The following is a 20,943-nucleotide window of genomic DNA, read 5'->3' as shown; positions in this document are numbered from 1 at the left end:
CAAAAAACTCGGAAAGAGGAAACTTTATGGATAGTGGTAAGACAATGAGTCACGATATGAAAAAAGAAGAGAAGAGACTTGCAAAGCTTGGAGAAACCATTCTTAGAATGGAACATATTGATAAAGGCTTTGGTGGAGCTCCGGTATTGCAGGATGTACATTTCGATTTGAAAGCGGGAGAAGTACATGCACTTATGGGAGCGAATGGAGCCGGCAAGTCAACTCTTATGAAAGTTTTGTGTGGTGTTTATCTTCCGGACAAAGGAACGATAGAACATAATGGCCGCGTGGTTCCCTTGAAAGGTACTGTTGCTGATGCACAGGCTGATGGAATCGCAATGGTATTTCAGGAATTGAATATTTTGCCGCATCTTAGCGTGCTTGAAAATATATTTATTGCAAATGAAATCGTCAAAAAAAGTGGTATTTACGATTGGAAAGCCATGCGCAAACGTGCGAAAGAAGTTATGGCAGAGGTCGGGATTGATTTGGATCTTGATGTAAGAGCCGGAGAACTGCCGGTAGCAATGCAACAAATGGTCGAAATCACAAGAGCTTTGAATCTCGAATCTAATGTATTGGTTTTGGATGAACCGACATCGTCACTCACGATGCAGGAGACAGAGCAGCTGTTCGATTTGATAGCGAGATTGAGAAAACGTGGTGTGGGAATGATTTATATTACACACCGAATGTCAGAAGTATATCAGATTTCGGATCGTATTACACTTCTTAGAGATGGCAAGAATGTCTTTACAGACGAAATTGCAAATGTTACAAATCAAAGATTGCTTGAAGGAATTGTTGGTTCAAAACAGACGAATCAGTTTCCGGAGAAAAACAGGGAAATCGGAGATGTTATCTTTGAAGCAAAGAATGTGACGGTTCCGGGACTTTATGAAGATGTAAGCTTTCATTTGCGAAAAGGTGAAATCCTTGGATTTGCAGGATTGGCAGGAGCAGGAAGAACGGAAATTGCCAAAACAATTTTTGGCGTATATCACCAAACTAACGGCGAATTTATTTATAATGGTAAAGTGCTTAAAGTGCACAGTCCGGTAGATGCAGTGCGACAGGGAATCGGATATGTTAGTGAAGATCGAAAAGCCGAGGGTATCTTGGCGGTTCGTCCGATTCGTGAAAATATGTCTGTTGCCAATATGCATCATCTTACCGGTAAGATAGGAATAAAAAAGGCACAGGAAAAGAAGGAAACCCAAGAAGAAATCGATGGTTTGAAAATCAAATGTGCCGGTATGGAACAAACGATTGAAAGATTAAGCGGTGGTAACCAGCAGAAAGTATGTCTTGGAAAATGGCTGATGTCGAAACCGAAATTATTATTACTCGACGAGCCGACCAGAGGTGTTGACGTTGGAGCAAGAGCGGATTTTTACAGGATTATTCAAAATCTTGTAAAAGAGGATATCGGAGTAATCGTTATATCTTCAGAGGAAGATGAGCTGATTGGTCTTTGCAACAGAATAATCGTTATGCGTGAAGGCAAGAAGGTTGGCGAATTTGATGATACTGAGACTGATCTAAAGCAAAAGATGCTGAAACTTATGCTTGATATCTAGTTAATGTGTGAAGAAAAGGGAGGACTTTTTTATGACAACGTCAAGAGGAAAACAATTTTATAACAAATGGGGTACTTATATTATCCTGATTGCACTGATTGTATTCTTTTCAGTAGCAGGAAATGGATTTTTTAGTGTTTCGAATCTTACTAATATTTTGAGAACAGCTGCTGTTTATATTATATTTGGATGTGGAATGACATTCGTTATGATTTCCGGTCGTATTGACCTTTCGGTAGCGTCTATTGCAGCTTTGTCGGGATGTTCTAGTGCCATTATGATTGAAAATGGAATGCACCCGCTTATGGCGGCAATTATGGGATTGATTATCGGTATTATATGTGGTTTCGTAAATGGACTTTGTATTGCGAAATTAAAAGTACCGTTTTTCATAATGACAGCAGGTATGATGTATGCAGCGAATGGTCTGGCACTTGTTATTACAAAAGAAACATCAATTGGTATTCATGTAGATAGAGAAAAGTTCAATATTGGATTTGATTTTTGGGGATCTAAGACCTTTGGGATTATCCCATCGCAGTTTATTGTGGCGATTATCTTCTTTTTGATTTGTTTCTTCTTAATCAAAAATACAAAGATGGGTCGTTACACTTATGCGATTGGTAGTAATGAGAAGACGGCAAGACTGTCAGGTGTAAATGTTGATTTATATACGATTATTATCTTTACCTTAAATGGACTTGCTTCCGCACTTGCTGGTATGGTACTTGCTTCAAGACTTCGTACGGGTTCACCGAATATTGCAGATGGTGGTTATAACATTCTTGCTATCGCAGCTGCTGCGATTGGTGGTACTTCCTTAAATGGTGGTGAAGGAAAGCTTGGCAAGACTTTGGTCGGAGCATTTGTTATCTGTGTAATCAGTACAGGACTTAATATTATGGGTATTTCTTCATCAAATCAGAAGATTGTTATTGGAGCAGTGCTTGTAATTGTAGTTGCGGTAGATATGATTGATAAACATGGAGATAACTAAACAATTACATAGTTAGAAGACTTTTAGGCTGGTGCCTTGGATGCGTAATCATCCAGGCACAGCTTTTTTGGTGAGCGGGGACAAGAAAAGCGCCGCTCATTTTTATTTGGCGGCGCAAGAGGTAATGAGAATATCTGCGGGGTTATTTGGCAACAATCTGGTTTCGTCCCCCTTCTTTGGCTTCGTAAAGATTGGCATCGGCAATCTGTAGAAGTTCATCAATGTCGGAATCTTTGAAAGCCTGAGTAAGACCAAAACTCATCGTAACTTTTATTTGGTCGAATTGATGTTCCACAGTGTGATTTCGAATCTGCATAAGGGTTTCTTCCAACTTTTGCTTAGAGGAGGCAAGATTCATGCCTTCGAAGACAAAAAGAAATTCTTCGCCGCCCCAACGAGCAACAAAAGATTTTCCAATCATGTTGCGTTTAAGGATTGCAGCAACATCGCGCAAAACTGCATCGCCGGCATCGTGACCATAAGTATCGTTGACTTTTTTGAAAAAATCGATATCGCCGATTCCAACACAGAAATCATTAGCACCCTGTCCGGAATTAGAATAGACATTTTTGAGGTGGATGCTTCCGTAACGCCGGTTAGGAATTCGAGTCAGAGTGTCATAGTTGACAAGCTGTTCAAGCGCGTATCGCATCTGATCGCCGCTTTTGGCGAGTAAACTTATTTCATCTTCGGAGTTAAGAATCGTTTCCGGAAGCTGGGCTTCTAGATGTCCGTTGGAAATTTGATTCATGAATCGTTCGATGAATTTGATTTTTTTGACGATTTTTTGTGAAAAATAAATACTGTAAAATGCAATCAAAACCGTTATAATTGCAAAAACAATCAGCATTGGAAGTACGGCGGTTAAGACCTTTTGGTTAATATCTTCTAAAGAGCGGTAGATGGCGACCATGCCAAATACGGAATTGTCAGAGGAATGGATCGGAACAAAAAGAGCGATGCATTCTTCGTCATTCATGGTGAGATTTTTGTAAAAAGCAGTTTTGTTGCCTTTGAAAACATCTGCGTAAGCATTTTTTGGAGACTCGGTAAGAAGCCAGCGCTCTCCGGATTCATCCTTCATAGTGGTTTTTACGCAGATATTACCGCGGAAGATGGAATACTCATTTTCATAGGAAGACTTCATATTATCAATGAGAGTGTTATCCTCTGTGATATCGTATTCACCTTTGTAAAGTTTGTAAGTGGTGTCATTTAAGATTTCAACCTTAAAATTTCCGGGGTAAACTTCGTTTAGTTCAGCCATCATATAGATGCATTGTTGGCGCATGTCGGATTCGAATTCGTCGATAAGAGTGTTTTTCATTTGAATGAATGCGGCAATCATAACAGCAATGCCTAAAATGATAATTGGTACAACCGTAGATAAGAGCATCTTACCTCGGAGAGAGTTTTTTAATGTTGGTTTCATAGCTCACCTCTGATGTGATAATTTGTATGTATTTTTAGCGCAGGCTGTGGTAAACATTTCCTTTTTTTAAGTTATAGCCTCGATATTGAGCGAGTTCGCTGACGGTAACTAGCTGATACCCCTTCTTTACCAGACGCGGAACCATTAAAAGAACAGCATCTTTGGTCGGCTTATGAATATCATGCATTAAGATGATATCGCCGTCCTTGGCATTGTTCATAACGCAGTTTAGTGTTTGGGAGGTGCTTCGTGTCTTCCAATCCAATGTATCAACGGACCAAAGGATAATCGGTTTACCGACGGAGGATTTGACTGTTGAGTTGAAAGCACCATAAGGTGTTCGCATTAGGGTTGTTTTGTGCCCTGTTGCACTTTTTACAATACTGTCGGTTTTGCTCATTTGTGCTTTCACACCTGCTGCGCTAAGATGGGACAGATATGGATGAGAGTAGGTATGATTGCCGATTTCGCATCCTATAGAATCTGCCTTTTTCAAAATGCTTTTATAATTTTTGGCATTGGAACCAACGACAAAGAATGTTGCTCGTGCATCATATTTTTTTAGGCAGTTTAAGATCGCGTTTGTATAAGGACCAGGGCCGTCATCAAATGTCAAAGCAATCATTTTGCCGTTTGGATCAATCTTGTTGCAGCGAAGCTTTGTAATATTGCTAGAATCGCTTTTGATTTTTTTGCCATCGGCTTTGTAGATGGCGATAACCTTGTATTTATAGATTTTGCCAACATCGACATGTTTGTCGGTATAGGATAGTTTTTTGCTCTTTTTAATCAGTTTGTACTTAGAACCGGCGACTTTTCTATAGATAAAATATTTTTGTGCGCCGCTGACTTTGGTCCAGCTTAGATAGATTTTACTGTTGCGTGAAGAAGCAGATACAGTTGTTGCGGCCGGTTTTTGGTAAGCAGCTGCAACTTTCGAGTAGGCGCTTTTGGCCCAGGAAGCGGATGTTTTCTTTGCAACAACTTTATAATAAAAAGCCTTGCCGGCGGTTGTGGATTTATCGATACAAGAAGTTTTGGTAGTTGTTTTCAGTTTTTTGTAAGTGCCGGATTTGGAAGTGCTTTTATAGACGACGTATTGATCGGCGCCTGTAACAGCCTTCCAGCTAATCTTTACTTTTTTTGTGGATTTGATTTGGGTTTTGACGGAAGTTGGCGCAGACAGAACAATCTTAACGCAAATTGGCTCAGAGCTTACTGCGATGGTATCGTCGATAATCTGATCAATGCGATAGTAGTAGATGTTGCCTTCGCTGATTGATTTGTCAATATAAGAAACGTCTCCTTCTAAAGAAGTGAGCTTTTGAATCTCCAGGTAATCCCCGTTTTTGGAGTAGGACCTTTTGATGGAATAGCAGTTGTCTGAAGAACTTGCAGAAAAAGAAATGGTAACACCGGTGCTGGCCGTGTACTTAGCCGTTGCGGTAATGGATTCCTCTTCGACAATGTCTGCTGCTACATGAAAATTCATTGTAAACAGTAATAAAAAGGCAAAAAATATTCCCATTAATAAGAAACGGATTTTGCCTCCTAAAAGCAAAGAACGTACAAGTTTCATAATCTTATTCCCCCTTGTCAGAATCTAAAATAAGTATAGCATACTTGCGGTCGTTAGTCTTTACTTTAACGCACAAAAGTGATAAAGTTAAGAACGTGAATGCGCCTGTTTGGCGCGAAAAGTTAGGAAAGAAGGAAATGAAAATGCTGTCGAAACAAATTCAGGAAGATGTGGCAAATAGTTCTGCGATTCGTGCAATGTTTACAGAAGGAATGGAACTTGCCAAAAGGGTGGGAAGTGAAAATGTATATGATTTTTCACTTGGCAATCCGGTTACACCGGTTCCGGAAGCATTTACACAGGCAATGCTTGATATTATTGAAGAAGAAAAAGACACCACAAAGTTACATGGATATATGGATAATGCCGGATATCCTGAGGTGCGTAGTGCAATTGCTAAGCATCTGAACAAGCGATTTGGGGTTTCTTTGAATCAGCGAAATATAATTATGACAGTAGGTGCAGCCGGAGCAATCAATGTGATTTTGAAGACGATTATCGATCCTGGCGATGAGATGGCAGTATTTGCACCGTATTTTACGGAATATAGAAATTATATCGGTAACTGGCGAGGCAATCTTGTGACGATTGATCCGGATTATGAAACCTTTCAACCGGATTTTGAGGATCTGAAAAGAAAAATCTCTCCAAAGACGAAAGCGCTTATTATCAATAATCCGGTAAATCCAACGGGTGTAGTGTATTCGGAAGAGACGATTAAGAAGATTGCAGCAATTCTGGAAGAAAAACAAAGAGAATATGGTCATGAGATTTATATAATTTCTGATGAACCGTATCGGGAATTGATTTATGATGGACTTTCTACTGTGTTTTTGACGAAGTATTATGCAAATACGTTTGTGACATATTCGTTTAGCAAGTCCTTGTCTTTGCCGGGAGAGAGAATCGGATATATGGTGATTCCGGATGAAATGGCGGATTTTGATGCGATGATTGCGGCGCTTACGATTGCAAACAGAATATGTGGATTTATCAATGCACCATCTTTGATGCAAAAGGCAGTTGCGCGTTGCCTGGATGAAAAGACGGATGTTGAATTCTATAACCGTAATCGGAAAGCCTTATATGAAATGCTGACAGAGCTTGGATTTGAGTGTGTGTATCCGCAAGGGACATTTTATTTGTTTGTAAAGTCACCAACTAGAGATGAAAAAGCTTTTGTGGAAGCAGGAAAGAGACATCATATTATGATGGTGAATGGAACAACATTTCACTGTCCGGGATATGTAAGACTTGCATATTGTGTACAACCGGAAGTGATTGAACATGCCAAAGATGCATTTGCTGCGTTAGCCAAAGAGTACAATTTGAAAGGAAAAAAATCATGAGTGGATATGAAAGGTTTGTTCGCAGGGTAGTGCCGTATACGCCGGGAGAACAGCCACAAATCAAAGATAAAATTAAATTAAATACAAATGAGAATCCTTATCCGCCTTCTCCAAAAGTGGAGCAGGCTTTAAAACAGATGGAAATGGATTCGATGCGGATGTATCCGGATCCGGCTGCAAGCGATTTGGTTGAAGCTATTGCGGATTATTATCACGTAAAGCCGTCACAGGTATTTGTTGGCGTTGGATCGGATGATGTGCTTGCAATGTCATTTTTGACTTTTTTTAACAGTGACAAGCCAATTATCTTTCCGGATATTACATATTCATTTTACGATGTATGGGCAGATGTGTTTCGGATTCCTTATGAGACGAAGCCGCTTACACAGGATTTTGAAATTGATATTGAGGATTACAAGACGGAAAATGGAGGAATTATCTTCCCGAATCCAAATGCACCGACGGGAGCACAGCTGCCAATCGCCGGTATTGAAGAAATTGTCGCTGCGAACCCGGATGTTGCAGTGATTGTGGATGAAGCATATGTCGATTTTGGCGCTGAAAGTGCGTTGTCACTTGTTGGAAAATATGATAACCTTTTGGTTGTGCAGACAATGTCAAAGTCACGGTCTATGGCAGGAATGAGGATTGGCTGGGCAATCGGCAATGAGAAGATGATAGGATATCTTAATGATGTGAAGTATTCTTTTAATTCTTATACGATGAATCGAACTTCTATTGTGATGGGCGTAGAAGCCATAAAAGATGATGTGTATTTTGAACAGACCAGAAAGAAAATTATTGCAACCAGAGAAAGGACGAAGGAGCAACTGCGCGAATTGGGCTTTGTCTTTCCGGATTCTAAGAGCAATTTTATTTTCGCATCACATCCGAAATATGAAGCGAAGAAGCTGTTTGAGGCGTTAAAAGAGAAGCATATCTTCGTTCGTTATTTTGATAAACCGAGAATTGATAATTATCTTCGAATTACGATTGGAACAGATGAAGAGATGGAGAGGTTGTTTGAATTTTTGAAAAATTATATGAGATAGGAGAATTATAGTGGAGAGCTTAGTAACATGGTTTACCATGCATTGGGGGCAGTACATATCAAAGGAAGTTTTATGTTTTATCATTTCGATGTTTCCGATTGTGGAATTGCGAGGCGGAATCCTGGCATCTACGTTATTGCAGATTCCGATGGCGAAAGCGATTCCAATCTGTATTGCTGGTAATATTGTTCCGCTTCCGTTTGTTTTGTTGTTTATTAAGCGAATAATTAAGGCAATGAAAAATTCGCGACTTCGTTTTTTTGCAAAAGTAGGAAACTGGATAGAAGATAAGGCTGTTAAGAATAAGCATAAGATTGAGAAATATGAATTTTTGGGGCTGTTTTTGTTTGTCGGGATTCCGATTCCGGGAACCGGCGGATGGACAGGTTCGCTTTTGGCAGCAGTTTTTGAAGTGAATACGAAAAAAGCAGTTCTTGCAATTTTGCTTGGATTATGCATGGCGACCGCTATCATGTGTATCGTATCTTACGGTGTGATTGGTAATGTGGTTTCGTAAATAAAAAAATCCTCTCGAAATGTAGTGATTGTACTGACCAAAAAGTTAGACTTTTTGGGGGCTCACATTACATTCGAGAGGATTTTTTATTCTTCTGTATCTGTACCGTATAAGTAGTCTGTCAAGGCATCCAGATTCACATAAGTTTTAGTGACTTCTGTGTTGGATTCGATGTAGCTTTTTATAGAAAATACTGCCCAGACAACAATTGCAGCAAGAATTAAAAGAAAAATCAGTTTTCCGAAAAAACTCTGCCTTTTTTGCTTTGCCATAATCTGCTTGCGATTTGCTTTTTCTTGTTTATAACGGTCTACCTTAGCCTGACTCATAGGAATTCTCCTTTAATAGTTGAAATAATGAACATCGTAAAAATGTTCATGAAATATTATACACAATATTGTTCAAAACGCAAAGTCTTTTCCTGAAATACAGGAAAAAACTGTTGATATTCCCAATCCCTTATGCCTTGCAGGAAGTAGGGCTTAGAGTGTATAATATAGAGGATTGTATTTAGAAAAGTGGGTTGAAATAGTTATGCGAAAGGTTAGGTTATGATGAAGCTAAAAACAAAATGTATAGCAGGGTTATTAATGGTAACATTATTGGTTGCTACAATAGGAGCAGGTTTAATAACCGGAACAACGGTAAGTGCAATAGAGACACCGGACTCAGGAGACATTGTATCAACAATCACCGGGAACACACTTGAACTTGATTATGATGTAAGTGGTGTGCTGAAATTTGATGTTGATCTTAGTGAAGTGCTAACATCCGATGGCAGTCAAAAGTATGCAAACTATGATTCGAATTCTAGTGTCTACGTAACCGGGTATACCGTGAATAAAGAATCTGTGATGACAGTAGACAATCAGGGAAAGTATACCACGCTTAGCGAGGGCGTAACGAATCTTACGGTTGAAGGATACTATTATTATTGGGAGAATAGCAGTTGGGAAACGGAAACATTCAGCTATTCGGTAACGGTTGCGGTATTTAAAGATTTGAGTACGCTGGCTCTTAGTTCCACAACCTTGAATGTTTATAGCGATAAGAATAGTTCTTCGACGGTAAAGGGAAGCGTATCTTTGGTCGGCACGCATTATACATTTTCAAAATCGGACATTACTTTGACCGAGTCAGCTTCTACTTCAAAAATTTCATCCTGGACGATAGCAGATAATAAGATTACATTTGTCTTTAAAAAGACCGGTAGCGAGACTATAACGTTAAGTTTTTATAACAGGGCGGATAATTCTTATGTGAAATTAAAGCTTAAAGTCAAGATTTCAAAATGTTATATTTCCAGCACATCGGTTCTTATGTATACGGGTCAGAAAGTGACACTTAAGATGAAGTCGACGGACAGTAGTTCGAATACGGTGGACAATAGCGCGATTACATGGACATCTTCGAATACGAAGGTGGCAACCATCAATAGTAGCGGTAAGATTACCGCCAAAAAGGCCGGGACGGCAATTATTACAGCCGTGGTTAACGGAAAGAAATACGGAAGTGCCGTTAATGTAACGTCAAAGAAGAAATATAAGGCAATTAAGAAAGCGAAGAGTATATACAGTTCCAGCTCATATTCACAGGCAAAACGAATGAGTAAAGGTTATTATGATTGTTCTTCGCTGGTATGGAGAGCATATGCACCGCAGGGAATCTATTTTGGTGTGAAAAAAGGTTGGGCACCGGTTGCGGCAAGTATTGCAAAGTATTTAAGTAAGCATGGTAAGCTGAAAGGAAAGATTACGATATCGAAGATTAAGAAATATGCTTTACAGGCGGGCGATGTAATTTTTAAGACCGGCGAAAGTAATGGACGATATAAAGGAATCTATCACATTGAGATGTTTACCGGATATCGTTTCACATCATTTAACAGCGATGGAAGTGCCAATGTAACGACAACATGGGTTGCCAGATATGATGGTTATCTGGAGTATTCTATTGCGACGGAATCAAGAACACCAATCTATGGTCGGCCATAGTTTATAGGAACAGGGAAAAGGAGTAGGGAAATAATGAGCGCAGCAGATCAGATTTTTGTTGATATGTGCAAGGATATTTTGGAAAATGGATGCAGCACAGAAGGTGAAAAAGTACGTCCGGTCTGGCCGGATGGGACAAGTGCTTATACGATTAAGCAGTTTGGGGTTGTCAATCGTTATGATTTATCGAAGGAATTTCCGGCGATAACGCTCAGAAAGACAGCAATTAAGAGTGCGACAGATGAGATGCTTTGGATTTGGCAAAAGAAGTCTAATAATATTCAAGATCTTAATTCTCATGTCTGGGATGAATGGGCAGATGAGTCTGGATCAATTGGAAAGGCCTATGGATACCAGATGGGAGTAAAGCATCAATATAAAGAAGGCATGTTCGATCAGGTGGATCGAGTGTTATATGATTTAAAACACAATCCGTTTTCAAGACGAATCATGACAAATATTTATGTGCATCAGGATTTGCATGAAATGCATCTTTATCCTTGTGCATATAGCATGACATTTAACGTCACGCAGAAAAAAGGAGACGACAAGCTTACCTTAAATGGAATTTTGAATCAAAGATCACAGGATATTCTGGCTGCGAATAATTGGAATGTGTGTCAATATGCGATGTTGCTCCATATGCTGGCACAGGTAAATGATATGCGGGTCGGAGAGTTTGTGCATGTGATTGCGGATGCGCATATCTATGACCGTCATATTCCGCTTGTGAAAGAATTGATTACACGGGAGCAGTATCCGGCTCCAAAGGTAACCTTGAATCCGGACATAAAAGATTTTTATCAGTTTACGACAAAGGATATTACAGTGGAAGATTATGTAACCGGACCACAGATTACAGATATTCCAATTGCAATCTAAGGAGAAAGAATCATGAATTTAATTGCAGCAGTAGATAAGAATTGGGCAATCGGGTTGGATAATAAACTTTTGGTCAGTATACCGGAGGATATGAAGTTCTTTCGGGAGCATACAACCGGTAAAGTGATTGTGATGGGGAGAAAGACGCTAGAGTCATTTCCGGGTGGTAAACCACTTCCAAAACGAGTCAATATCGTGCTCACACGTCAGAAAGATTATCAGCCTAAGGACGTAACGGTAGTTCATTCGCAAGAAGAACTAAAGGAAGTATTGGCGGCATATCCGTCTGAGGATGTTTATATAATCGGCGGAGAGACCATCTACAAACAATTGGTGGACTGGTGTGAGGTAGCACATATTACAAAGATTAATTATACTTATCAGGCAGATGCATATTTTCCGAATCTTGATGAAAGCAAAGACTGGGAAGTGGCCGAGTATAGTGATGAGAATACATACTTTGATTTGGAATATACATTTGTAAAGTATGTACGAAAATAACAGAAAGATTTAGGAAGTGTAAGTTCATGGAGAATCTGCTTTTTAGTTTAAACACGACAATACCAATCTTTCTGGTAATGGTTCTGGGATATTTTTTGCGAAGAATCAACCTTTTGAATGATAATTTTGTTACGATTGTTAATAAATTTAATTTCAAAGTTACATTACCGGTGTTATTGTTTCGCGACTTATCAACCGTTGATATCAGAGCCGTGTTTGACATAAAGTATGTATTGTTTTGTGCGATTGCAACGTCACTATGTTTTTGGGTGATATATGCAGTCGCAAAATTTGTGATGAAGGATAAAACGATGGTTGGTGCATTCGTGCAAGCTTCTTTTCGAAGTAGTGCAGCGGTGATGGGACTGGCCTTTATCCAAAATATATATGGAAGTTCGGCAATGGGACCGTTAATGATTATTGGAGCCGTTCCGCTTTATAATATCTATTCCGTGCTTGTGCTGACTTTAGAAGCAAATGATTCGAATGGAGAGTTGGACAGAGCAAAGCGATTAAAAAGTGCGGGAATTAATATTTTGAAGAATCCGATTATTATTGCAATTGTCATTGGTATAGTGGTGGCATTGCTTAGGATTGACTTTCCAAAGATGATTGATACATCAGTTAATTCCGTAGCGGCAATGGCAACTCCGTTGGCACTTGTTGGATTAGGAGCCGGATTTGAGGGCAGAAAGGCGATTAAAAAGATTAAGCCGACGCTTGTAGCAGCGGCGATTAAGCTTGTGATTCAGGCGGCAATATTTTTACCGCTGGCAATCTGGATGGGCTTTAATGGCGAGAAGATGATTGCTCTTGTCGTGATGCTTGCGGCACCGGCAACGCCAAGCTGCTATATTATGGCGAAAAACATGAAAAATGACGGAACGCTTACGGCAAGTATTGTCGTGGCGACAACACTTTTAGGGGCATTTACTTTAACAATGTGGATCTTTATCTTAAGAACACTTGGGTTATTGTAAAGCCCATTTTGTAAAGGGGATCATATAAATGGATATTACAGGAAGAAAGCTTTTTGTAAAAGCATTACAGGAAGAAAAAGTTGATACAATATTCGGCTATCCGGGAGGAACCGTAACGGACCTTTTTGATGAGCTGAAAAAGCAAGATCAGATTCACGTAGTCCTTGCGCGACATGAACAAGGGCTTGTTCATGAGGCGGAAGGATATGCGCGTGCAAGTGGAAAACCGGGAGTATGTCTGGTTACGAGCGGACCGGGAGCAACGAATACCGTGACAGCCATCACAGACGCATTTTATGACAGTATTCCGCTTGTTGTCTTTACCGGTCAGGTACCATTGAATCTAATCGGGAATGATGCTTTTCAGGAAGTAGATATTATGGGAATGGTAAAAGGAATCACGAAGTATGCAGTGACAGTACGTTCTAGGGAAGAACTTGGACCGATTATAAAAAAGGCATTTCATATTGCAACAACCGGGAAGCCGGGACCTGTGGTAATCGATTTGCCAAAAGATATACAGGTAGCCAAAGGACCGGCAGAGTATCCGGAGAATATTCAGATTCGTGGATATAAGATTAATGAAAATGTTCATGTTGGGCAACTGAAAAAGGCATTCAAATTGCTGCAAGGCGCAAAAAGGCCAATCATTCTTGCCGGAGGCGGAGTGCGAATTGCAAAAGCAGGAAAACAGCTTGAAAAGTTTGTGAATGCAACAAAGATTCCTTTGGTAACTACGGTTATGGGAAAAGGAATTATTTCAGAAGAAAATTATTATTATATTGGAAATTGCGGTATGCACGGCCGGTATGCGGCAAATAAGGCGGTAGGAGAATGCGATTTGTTATTCTCAATCGGAACAAGATTTAACGATCGTATCACCGGTGATTTGAATGAGTTTTGTCCAAAGGCAAAAATTGTACATATTGATATTGATACGGCATCAATTTCGAGAAATGTCGTAGTGGATGTTCCGATTGTGGCAGATGCAAAAAAAGCACTTGATAAGCTTGCGGAATGGGCAGAGCCTTTAGACACCGGAAGCTGGATGAATGAGATTTATCATTGGGAAGAAGAATATCCATTGGAAATGTCAAGAGACAAGGGAATGTCTCCGCAGATGATTATGGAAGGCTTAAATGCAGCATTTGATAAAGCAATCTATGTTACGGATGTGGGGCAGCATCAGATGTGGGCCAGTCAATATCTTCGTTTGGAAGGTAAGAAAAGCTTCATCACATCGGGCGGACTTGGAACAATGGGATTTGGCTTTCCGGCAGCAGTCGGTGCAAAGATTGCACAGCCTGGCACGCCGGTTATTTGTATTACCGGCGACGGTGGATTTCAGATGAATATGCAGGAGATGGCTACGGCAGTGATAGAAGGTGCGCCGGTAATCGTATGTATTTTAAATAATTCGTATCTTGGAATGGTACGCCAGATGCAACAGCTGTTTTATGGAAAACGCTATGAAGCAACTAGCCTCACTTGCAAGGTGGACAATAATACAAAGAATAAAAAGGGCAGAGACCATGAAACGGATGATGCAGCGTCTAAGCTTCCATATATTCCTGATTTTATGACTTGGGCACAAAGCTATGGTGCAATGGGAATTCGTGTTGAAAAACAAGAAGAGATTGCACCTGCCATTGAGAAAGCAAAAAAGAATCAAAAGACTCCAACCGTTATAGAATTTATGATTGATTGGCATGAGATTGTACTTCCTATGGTACCGGGAGGTAGTCCGATGAGCGAAATGATTTTAAATTAGGAGGGAATTGATGATGGAAATGAAACTAAGATGGATTGCTTTATATGTGGAAAATACTGTCGGAGTTCTCTCGAAAGTTTCAGGCTTGTTTTCCGGTAAGTCTTATAATTTGGGCAGTCTTACGGTTGGTGTTACGGAAGATGAGACGGTTTCTAGAATGACAATTTCGGTAGAAAGTGATGATGTGACTTTTGAACAGATCAAAAAGCAGCTGAATCGTATGGTAGAAGTCATTAAGGTGATTGATATTACGGATGTGCCGATGCATTTAAAGGAGATTTTATTTGCAAAGGTAAAAAAATGCACGCCGGAAGATAAAGCAGAGGTATTTCGTGTTGCACAGACTTTTCGGGTAAAAGTAGTGGATATGGGAGAAGACAGCGTGCTTTTGGAATGCTTGCTACCGGTTCGCAGAAATAATGAGTTGATTGTTTATTTAAAGAGCCATTTCAAAGCAGTTGAAATAATAAGAGGTGGAGCTGTTGCGGCAGAATCCATCAGTACTTCATGCCGTTAATGCGTTAATGCTTGACACTTACAGACAAAGGTTTATAATAAAAAACATGAGTGCGCTGCGCGGGGACAATGGTGTCTTGACGGGGGCGCATTTTGTGTGGAGGAAAATATCATGGATATCAAATTTGTTAAAAGAGACGTATTAAAAGAAAAGCCGGATCAGAAGAATCTTGGATTTGGAAAATATATGACCGACTATATGTTTGAAATTGATTGGATCAGAGGAGAAGGATGGGTGAACCCACGAATTGTTCCTTATGGACCAATCGAGATGGATCCTGCAGCAGTAGTTCTTCACTATGCACAGGAAACATTTGAAGGATTAAAAGCATATCGTACTAAGGATGGCACGATTCAGTTGTTTAGACCAGAGATGAATGCGCGTAGAATGCAGCGTTCAAATGAAAGACTTTGTATGCCGTCACTAGACGAAGAAACATTTGTAGAAGCAATAAAAGCATTGGTCAATGTTGAGAAAGACTGGGTGCCATCAGAAGAGGGTACATCACTTTACATTCGACCGGTTGTATTTGCAAATGAATCTGCACTTGGTGTTCATATGGCGAATGAATTTAAGTTTGTTATCATGTGTTGCCCGGTAGGCGCTTATTATCCGGAAGGAATCAATCCAATCAAGATTCTCGTAGAGGATGAACTTGTTCGTGCCGTGAAGGGTGGAACCGGATTTACAAAATGCGGAGGTAACTATGCAGCATCTATCTTAGGACAGGTAAAGGCTGAGAAGATGGGATGTACTCAGGTTCTTTGGCTTGATGGTGTAGAACGTAAATACGTTGAAGAAGTTGGAACCATGAATATTATGTTCAAGATTGACGGAGAGATTTATACTGCTCCAATCGATGGTACAGTACTTCCGGGTGTTACCCGTGATTCTATGCTTCAGATTCTGAAAGAATGGGGTTATAAGATTCATGAGGAACATGTAGCAATTGATGATATTATGAAAGCCGGCCATGAAGGAAGACTTGAAGAAGTATTCGGAACCGGAACAGCGGCGGTAATTTCTCCGGTTGGTGAACTGGTATATAAAGATGATTCTGTTACAATCAATGATTTCAAAATTGGTGAATTAACACAGAAATTGTATGATGAGTTGACCGGAATTCAGTGGGGCAAATTAGAGGATCGATTTGGTTGGACACAGACGATTTAACCTTTCGCTTAGTTGGATTTTAACTCAGTCGGGGTACAAGCTCCGACTGAGTTAAACGCTCCGCGAGGATGCGCACGGATTCGGACAGGAATTTGTCTGCTGAAGCAGACCCGAATCCGGCGCGCAAGACTCGCGAGCGAGTCTTGACAGATTGATTAATAACATCTTAAGAAATTAATCACATTACGTTAACGAAATAATCACCTCCGGATGATAAGATTTCATCAAGAACTTGTCATTAGGAGGTGATTTTATGTTTGAGCAGGATGAACTTGGATATCTTGTAAAACCGAGAAGAATAGGCAACGTACTGATTCTTCTTGTTGTTTTGGCAGCAATTATTCTAGGTGGTTGTGCTGTGGCGAAAAAGATGGCGGCTAGAACCAACCAGCAGCTTGTATTTGAAACGCAGGCAGTGGAGTCGGATATAGGAGAAGCATAAAATGAAAGTGGACAAGACCTGGATAGGGCAGATGAAGAGAGCTGATTTTACGGCGATAGCAAAACGATTTGGTATTGATCCGGTAACGGCGCGCATAATAAGAAACAAGGACATTGTGACGGATGAAGAGATTGATAGATACTTGAATGCAAGTAAGGAGGACTTATATCATCCGGCGTTAATGAAAGACATCGGCCTTGCAGCAGGAATCTTGCAATGTAATATAAAGGAACAAAAGCATATTCGTATCATAGGAGATTATGATGCAGATGGAATTAATGCAACATATATTTTATACAAAGCCTTATCTGATTTGGGCGCACAGGTATCCTGGGATATTCCACATCGAATCCATGATGGTTACGGAATCAACGTTCGCATGGTGGAAAAAGCAGACAAGGATGGGGCAGATACGATTATCACCTGTGATAACGGGATTGCGGCAAGAGAGGCAATCACTAGAGCAAAAGAATTAGGTATGACAATCATTGTTACCGATCATCATGAACCACCGCTTGATGAGGATGGACAACAGATAATATATGAAGCGGATGCGCTCATAGATCCAAAGCAGGATGCGTGTAACTATCCCTATAAAGATTTATGCGGGGCGGCAGTGGCCTATAAATTGATGTGCTATCTTTATGAACAGATGGGACGAGACGCAGAGCAGATGGATGATTTGCTGGAAAATGTTGGAATCGCTACCATAACAGACGTGATGCCTTTAACCGGTGAAAATCGTATTTTGGTAAAAGAAGGTCTTAAACGACTGGCACATCCTCGTAATCCCGGAATAAAGGCACTGATGTATCAGCTTGGGATTGAACCGGAAGGAATTCGTCCCTATCATATTGGCTTTGAAATCGGCCCTTGTCTAAATGCAACCGGAAGAATTGACAGTGCATCTAGAGCTATGCAGCTGCTTTTGACACAGGAAGCGAATGTGGCGGGAACGATTGCAGCAGAACTTGTTGATTTGAATACCCAGCGAAAAGAAATGACAAGACAAGGAGAGTTACAGGCGATAGAGTATGTAGAAGAACACTTTGATGAGCATACACAGGTGTTTATCATATATCTTCCGCAATGTCATGAAAGCATAGCCGGAATTATTGCCGGACATGTGAAAGAGCGTTATCATAGACCGACAATTGTTCTTACAGATGCGAAGGCATGTATAAAAGGTTCGGGGCGTTCCATTGAAGAGTATAATATGTTCGAAGGCATTAATGAATGTAAGGAGACGTTACTTAAGTTTGGAGGACATCCTTTGGCAGCGGGTATTTCGCTTGCACCGGAGCAGCTTGCAGAATTTACAAAAAGAATAAATGAGAAGGCACAGCTCACAAAAGAGGATTTAAAAAAGAAATACTACATTGATGTGCCGATGCCGTTTTCTTATGTGACGCTTAATCTGGTTCGGGAGTTTTCGGTATTAGAACCTTTTGGAAAGGATAATGAAAGACCGTTATTTATGCAAAAGGATGCGCAGATTGTCAGCGCGCGCGTATTTGGCGAAAAGAAAAATGTTTTAAAACTTATGGCGGTTACACCGGAAGGAAACGGACGCTATGAGCTCATTGCATTTGCCGATCAGGCGAAGCGCTTTATGGAATATATGGATGAAAAATTTGGCGAAAATACATTTGAAAACATGTTGAAAGGACAGTGCATGCAGGTGGTTTCTTTTGTATATAGACCAAAGATTAATACCTATCGAGGCAGGGATTCCATACAGTTTGAGATTGTCGATTTTTTGTAGAATCCGATTTTACAATATGTTATTATTAAACTAGTGTCTAATAGCATATAGAATGTAGAAAATGAGGATTTAACATGTTTGGAAAGAAAGACCGCAAGAGAGAAATTGACAATGAAAAACAGCTGGTCCGTGAAGAATATGAGGCCAAATCAAAAAAAGCGTTTGGAGTAGCAGAGCAGATAAAAGGAAACTGCATAGTAGCCCAAGATAATCAAAAGCTTTTGGATCAGAATCTGACACAGATTGTGGATAATATTAAAGTCATGCACAATAAAGCCCGGTCGCAGGCAGATACGAATGCGAGATTGAGTGAAATTGCGGCGCAGATGTCCCGTGAAGCTCGAGAAGATATTGCAGGGCAGATGGAAATTATAGAACTTTTCGAAAAAGAAAAGGATGCATTATATAAAGTTGTGGATGCAAATAAGCATTTTACAACACCGGCAAAAGCTTTAAGTCAGTTTGGCTCACAACTAGATACACAGATGCGTCAACTTCGCAATTTGCATGAAAAGGCAGCGCAATTTTCAAAAGAGATGAGTGTGACCGCTTTGAATGCAGCAATAGAAGCCGGCAGATTAGGTAATGTTGGACAGCAGTTTATGATTGCGGCACAAGATGTTCGTGATCTGGCTGAAAATTATGAAAATATCACAAAGGGAATAAATGCTGCGATAAAGCAGATCGAAGAAGAAAAGGTGGAATACGAAAAACAGCTTTCTCATCTCAACAATTTACTAAAGGAAAATAATATTCAGATGGGAAAGAATGCAACTTCTTTCGAACAACTAGAGCAGAAGGTAAATACTTTGGAGTTAAATCCAATCGGACAGCTTGCACAGCAATTGGATGAACAAAGTGAAGCGCAACATGAATCAACTGCAGAGATTAATAAAGCAGCACAAGATTCTCTAAATAAGATTGAACAAACCGGAAGAGTATTTATTGAACAGATGGAAAGTCTGCAAGGGATGCAGCAACAGTCCGTGGAATTAATGGAAATGTTGGATGTTCCATCAGAAAGAGAGGAAGAGCATGAGTAATCTCAGATGCAATTTGATATTTAAGAAGATGGCAGCTGTTACTTTGACAGCGGCCATGTGTGCAGGAGCCGCAATGCCGGCAATGGCATCTTCGACAGATGAGGATACATCTTCAGAAGAAACAACGGATGAAGATACGGTAGTAGTGGAGGAAGATGATGAGCCGTATCTGGCACTAGGAGAGGATCTTACTTCTTCTCAAAAGTCGACCGTATTAGAACTTATGGGAATTGAAGAAGAGGATTTAGACGAGTACAATATTTCTTATGTGTCAAATGAAGAGGAATATGAATATCTCTCGTCCTATATTGATTCATCGAAGATTGGATCGAATGCTTTATCATCGGTAGTTGTGATGCAAGGCGATGATGGTGATGGCATTAATGTTACAACAAAGAATATTTCTTACTGTACAGAAGGTATGTATCAGAACGCACTTGCTACAGCAGGAATTGAAAATGCAGATGTAATAGTTGTAGGTCCGACATCGATTTCCGGAACAGCCGCTTTGGTAGGAATCTTTAAGGCTTATGAAGCTATGACAGGGGAAGAGATTGACGAGGATAGTGTTGATACGGCAATCAATGAGATGGTTATTACCGGAGAACTTGAAGATTCTGTTTCCGATGACGATGTGGATTCGGATACGGTAGAAGGGTTAATTGCTTATGTGAAGCAAAAAGTTGCCAGTGGTGAATTAGACACAGACGAGGAAGTGGATGCTGCAATTGATGAAGCTTGTGAAAAGTTCGATGTTACCTTAACAGATGATGAAAAGCAGCAGATTAAAGATTTGATGGAGAAAATTAATGCACTCAATCTTGACCCGGATCAGCTGTCGTCTGCTGTATCGGGAATTATGGATAATATCTCGGATATAATTGGGGAAACGGATTTATCATCGTCTGAAGCTAAGAATATTTTTACAAAGATTATTTCAGGAATTTCAGAATTCTTTTCTAATCTTTTTTCATAATCCGGGATAATGAAATGGCATGAAAGTTGTATGGAAATGTAAAGGAATGTCGCAGGTGGCATTCCTTTTTTGCGATGTGCGCCTTGCGGCGCACGTTTCTAACGGGTTCAAGTCCCGAATCCGCCCGGTAGTGGGAAGGATATAGCCGAAGGCAAGGGTGTCCGCCGCGAGGTGGAATCTGAAGGAAGCTGGATGTGGGGAACACACTAACCCACGGGCAAATCTCTGGTCTGACGAACAGAAATCTCATACGAGGTTATGCATGAGGGTAAGGCTGCAATCCAAGTCGAAGCCCAATAACTACACGGAATCATGCATGATAAATGAGGCAGATGGATGGAGAGGAAGAAACGTGTGGTACCTAGGGAGGTCTGTGTGAAATGCTCTGAAAGG

The 20,943-nt window shown here is 40.3% G+C and carries 19 protein-coding genes; 16 read left to right on the top strand and 3 right to left on the bottom strand.

Translation table 11 applies throughout. The features are described from left to right. The first annotated feature begins 26 nt into the window (after positions 1-26). Positions 27-1,580: a sugar ABC transporter ATP-binding protein gene (locus tag BLS20_RS09635; protein WP_090174162.1), complete on the top strand. Its 1,554-nt coding sequence runs from the start codon at positions 27-29 to the stop codon at positions 1,578-1,580. Positions 1,581-1,611: 31 nt separating this feature from the next. Further along, on the top strand, positions 1,612-2,577 hold the full coding sequence (locus BLS20_RS09630; protein WP_090174161.1) for an ABC transporter permease: 966 nt from the start codon (positions 1,612-1,614) through the stop codon (positions 2,575-2,577). 142 nt (positions 2,578-2,719) lie between these two features. Here BLS20_RS09630 and BLS20_RS09625 read toward each other — a convergent pair whose 3' ends face one another. Together BLS20_RS09625 and BLS20_RS09620 are read right to left on the bottom strand one after the other, a co-directional pair. After that, on the bottom strand, positions 2,720-4,009 hold the full coding sequence (locus BLS20_RS09625; protein ID WP_090174160.1) for a sensor domain-containing diguanylate cyclase: 1,290 nt from the start codon (positions 4,007-4,009) through the stop codon (positions 2,720-2,722). 34 nt (positions 4,010-4,043) lie between these two features. Further along, positions 4,044-5,588, bottom strand: a complete 1,545-nt coding sequence (locus BLS20_RS09620; RefSeq protein ID WP_090174159.1) for a polysaccharide deacetylase family protein — start codon at positions 5,586-5,588, stop codon at positions 4,044-4,046. Positions 5,589-5,731: 143 nt separating this feature from the next. Between BLS20_RS09620 and BLS20_RS09615 the strand changes: the two genes are divergently transcribed. The 3 genes from BLS20_RS09615 to BLS20_RS09605 are packed head-to-tail and all read left to right on the top strand — an operon-like array spanning position 5,732 to position 8,506. After that, a complete protein-coding gene (locus tag BLS20_RS09615) occupies positions 5,732-6,937 on the top strand; it encodes a pyridoxal phosphate-dependent aminotransferase (RefSeq protein WP_090174158.1) in 1,206 nt (401 codons plus the stop codon). Continuing rightward, positions 6,934-7,989 carry a histidinol-phosphate transaminase gene (hisC, locus tag BLS20_RS09610; protein WP_090174157.1) on the top strand — a complete coding sequence of 352 codons (1,056 nt, stop codon included), beginning with the start codon at positions 6,934-6,936 and terminating at the stop codon, positions 7,987-7,989. The genes BLS20_RS09615 and hisC overlap by 4 nt, the downstream gene beginning before the upstream one ends. Positions 7,990-7,999: 10 nt before the next feature. Further along, positions 8,000-8,506, top strand: coding sequence for a COG2426 family protein (locus BLS20_RS09605; RefSeq protein ID WP_090174156.1), 507 nt, complete (start codon positions 8,000-8,002; stop codon positions 8,504-8,506). 86 nt (positions 8,507-8,592) lie between these two features. Here BLS20_RS09605 and BLS20_RS09600 read toward each other — a convergent pair whose 3' ends face one another. After that, positions 8,593-8,835 carry a hypothetical protein gene (locus BLS20_RS09600; RefSeq protein ID WP_090174155.1) on the bottom strand — a complete coding sequence of 81 codons (243 nt, stop codon included), beginning with the start codon at positions 8,833-8,835 and terminating at the stop codon, positions 8,593-8,595. A 222-nt stretch (positions 8,836-9,057) separates the two neighbouring features. Between BLS20_RS09600 and BLS20_RS09595 the strand changes: the two genes are divergently transcribed. From BLS20_RS09595 to BLS20_RS09545, 11 genes are all read left to right on the top strand, one after another. Beyond that, positions 9,058-10,500, top strand: a complete 1,443-nt coding sequence (locus tag BLS20_RS09595) for an Ig-like domain-containing protein (RefSeq protein ID WP_090174154.1) — start codon at positions 9,058-9,060, stop codon at positions 10,498-10,500. Between the two features lie 33 nt (positions 10,501-10,533). Next, positions 10,534-11,382, top strand: coding sequence for a thymidylate synthase (gene thyA, locus BLS20_RS09590; protein ID WP_090174153.1), 849 nt, complete (start codon positions 10,534-10,536; stop codon positions 11,380-11,382). A 12-nt stretch (positions 11,383-11,394) separates the two neighbouring features. Continuing rightward, complete coding sequence (locus BLS20_RS09585; RefSeq protein ID WP_090174152.1) at positions 11,395-11,883, top strand: dihydrofolate reductase; 489 nt, start codon at positions 11,395-11,397, stop codon at positions 11,881-11,883. A 26-nt stretch (positions 11,884-11,909) separates the two neighbouring features. Further along, positions 11,910-12,863: an AEC family transporter gene (locus BLS20_RS09580; RefSeq protein ID WP_090174151.1), complete on the top strand. Its 954-nt coding sequence runs from the start codon at positions 11,910-11,912 to the stop codon at positions 12,861-12,863. Positions 12,864-12,891: 28 nt separating this feature from the next. Further along, the gene (ilvB, locus tag BLS20_RS09575) at positions 12,892-14,634 is read left to right on the top strand and encodes a biosynthetic-type acetolactate synthase large subunit (protein ID WP_090174150.1); all 1,743 of its coding nucleotides are present in this window, start codon (positions 12,892-12,894) and stop codon (positions 14,632-14,634) included. Between the two features lie 19 nt (positions 14,635-14,653). Beyond that, the gene (gene ilvN / locus BLS20_RS09570) at positions 14,654-15,151 is read left to right on the top strand and encodes an acetolactate synthase small subunit (protein WP_090174233.1); all 498 of its coding nucleotides are present in this window, start codon (positions 14,654-14,656) and stop codon (positions 15,149-15,151) included. A 111-nt stretch (positions 15,152-15,262) separates the two neighbouring features. Beyond that, positions 15,263-16,324, top strand: coding sequence for a branched-chain amino acid aminotransferase (locus BLS20_RS09565; protein ID WP_090174149.1), 1,062 nt, complete (start codon positions 15,263-15,265; stop codon positions 16,322-16,324). Between the two features lie 253 nt (positions 16,325-16,577). Then, complete coding sequence (locus tag BLS20_RS09560; protein WP_090174148.1) at positions 16,578-16,766, top strand: hypothetical protein; 189 nt, start codon at positions 16,578-16,580, stop codon at positions 16,764-16,766. Between the two features lies 1 nt (position 16,767). Beyond that, on the top strand, positions 16,768-18,531 hold the full coding sequence (gene recJ, locus BLS20_RS09555; protein ID WP_242870573.1) for a single-stranded-DNA-specific exonuclease RecJ: 1,764 nt from the start codon (positions 16,768-16,770) through the stop codon (positions 18,529-18,531). A 74-nt stretch (positions 18,532-18,605) separates the two neighbouring features. Continuing rightward, on the top strand, positions 18,606-19,574 hold the full coding sequence (locus BLS20_RS09550) for a methyl-accepting chemotaxis protein (RefSeq protein WP_090174147.1): 969 nt from the start codon (positions 18,606-18,608) through the stop codon (positions 19,572-19,574). Continuing rightward, a complete protein-coding gene (locus BLS20_RS09545; RefSeq protein ID WP_176762361.1) occupies positions 19,567-20,550 on the top strand; it encodes a DUF1002 domain-containing protein in 984 nt (327 codons plus the stop codon). Before BLS20_RS09550 ends, BLS20_RS09545 begins: the two co-directional genes overlap by 8 nt. The last annotated feature ends 393 nt before the right edge of the window (positions 20,551-20,943 follow it).

The sequence above is a fragment of the Eubacterium oxidoreducens genome, from assembly GCF_900104415.1.
Lineage (GTDB): Bacteria > Bacillota > Clostridia > Lachnospirales > Lachnospiraceae > Eubacterium_C > Eubacterium_C oxidoreducens.
Note: the sequence above shows the minus strand (reverse complement) of the source record. Positions and strands in the feature narration are given on the sequence as shown.

Coding starts and splice junctions, on each gene's coding strand:
- thyA (WP_090174153.1), top strand. CDS start 10,534: ATGAGCGCAGCAGATCAGATTTTTGTTGATATGTGCAAGGATATTTTG.
- BLS20_RS09565 (WP_090174149.1), top strand. CDS start 15,263: ATGGATATCAAATTTGTTAAAAGAGACGTATTAAAAGAAAAGCCGGAT.
- ilvN (WP_090174233.1), top strand. CDS start 14,654: ATGAAACTAAGATGGATTGCTTTATATGTGGAAAATACTGTCGGAGTT.
- recJ (WP_242870573.1), top strand. CDS start 16,768: ATGAAAGTGGACAAGACCTGGATAGGGCAGATGAAGAGAGCTGATTTT.
- BLS20_RS09600 (WP_090174155.1), bottom strand. CDS start 8,835: ATGAGTCAGGCTAAGGTAGACCGTTATAAACAAGAAAAAGCAAATCGC.
- hisC (WP_090174157.1), top strand. CDS start 6,934: ATGAGTGGATATGAAAGGTTTGTTCGCAGGGTAGTGCCGTATACGCCG.
- BLS20_RS09595 (WP_090174154.1), top strand. CDS start 9,058: ATGATGAAGCTAAAAACAAAATGTATAGCAGGGTTATTAATGGTAACA.
- BLS20_RS09615 (WP_090174158.1), top strand. CDS start 5,732: ATGCTGTCGAAACAAATTCAGGAAGATGTGGCAAATAGTTCTGCGATT.
- ilvB (WP_090174150.1), top strand. CDS start 12,892: ATGGATATTACAGGAAGAAAGCTTTTTGTAAAAGCATTACAGGAAGAA.
- BLS20_RS09545 (WP_176762361.1), top strand. CDS start 19,567: ATGAGTAATCTCAGATGCAATTTGATATTTAAGAAGATGGCAGCTGTT.
- BLS20_RS09625 (WP_090174160.1), bottom strand. CDS start 4,009: ATGAAACCAACATTAAAAAACTCTCTCCGAGGTAAGATGCTCTTATCT.
- BLS20_RS09585 (WP_090174152.1), top strand. CDS start 11,395: ATGAATTTAATTGCAGCAGTAGATAAGAATTGGGCAATCGGGTTGGAT.
- BLS20_RS09560 (WP_090174148.1), top strand. CDS start 16,578: ATGTTTGAGCAGGATGAACTTGGATATCTTGTAAAACCGAGAAGAATA.
- BLS20_RS09620 (WP_090174159.1), bottom strand. CDS start 5,588: ATGAAACTTGTACGTTCTTTGCTTTTAGGAGGCAAAATCCGTTTCTTA.
- BLS20_RS09550 (WP_090174147.1), top strand. CDS start 18,606: ATGTTTGGAAAGAAAGACCGCAAGAGAGAAATTGACAATGAAAAACAG.
- BLS20_RS09630 (WP_090174161.1), top strand. CDS start 1,612: ATGACAACGTCAAGAGGAAAACAATTTTATAACAAATGGGGTACTTAT.
- BLS20_RS09580 (WP_090174151.1), top strand. CDS start 11,910: ATGGAGAATCTGCTTTTTAGTTTAAACACGACAATACCAATCTTTCTG.
- BLS20_RS09635 (WP_090174162.1), top strand. CDS start 27: ATGGATAGTGGTAAGACAATGAGTCACGATATGAAAAAAGAAGAGAAG.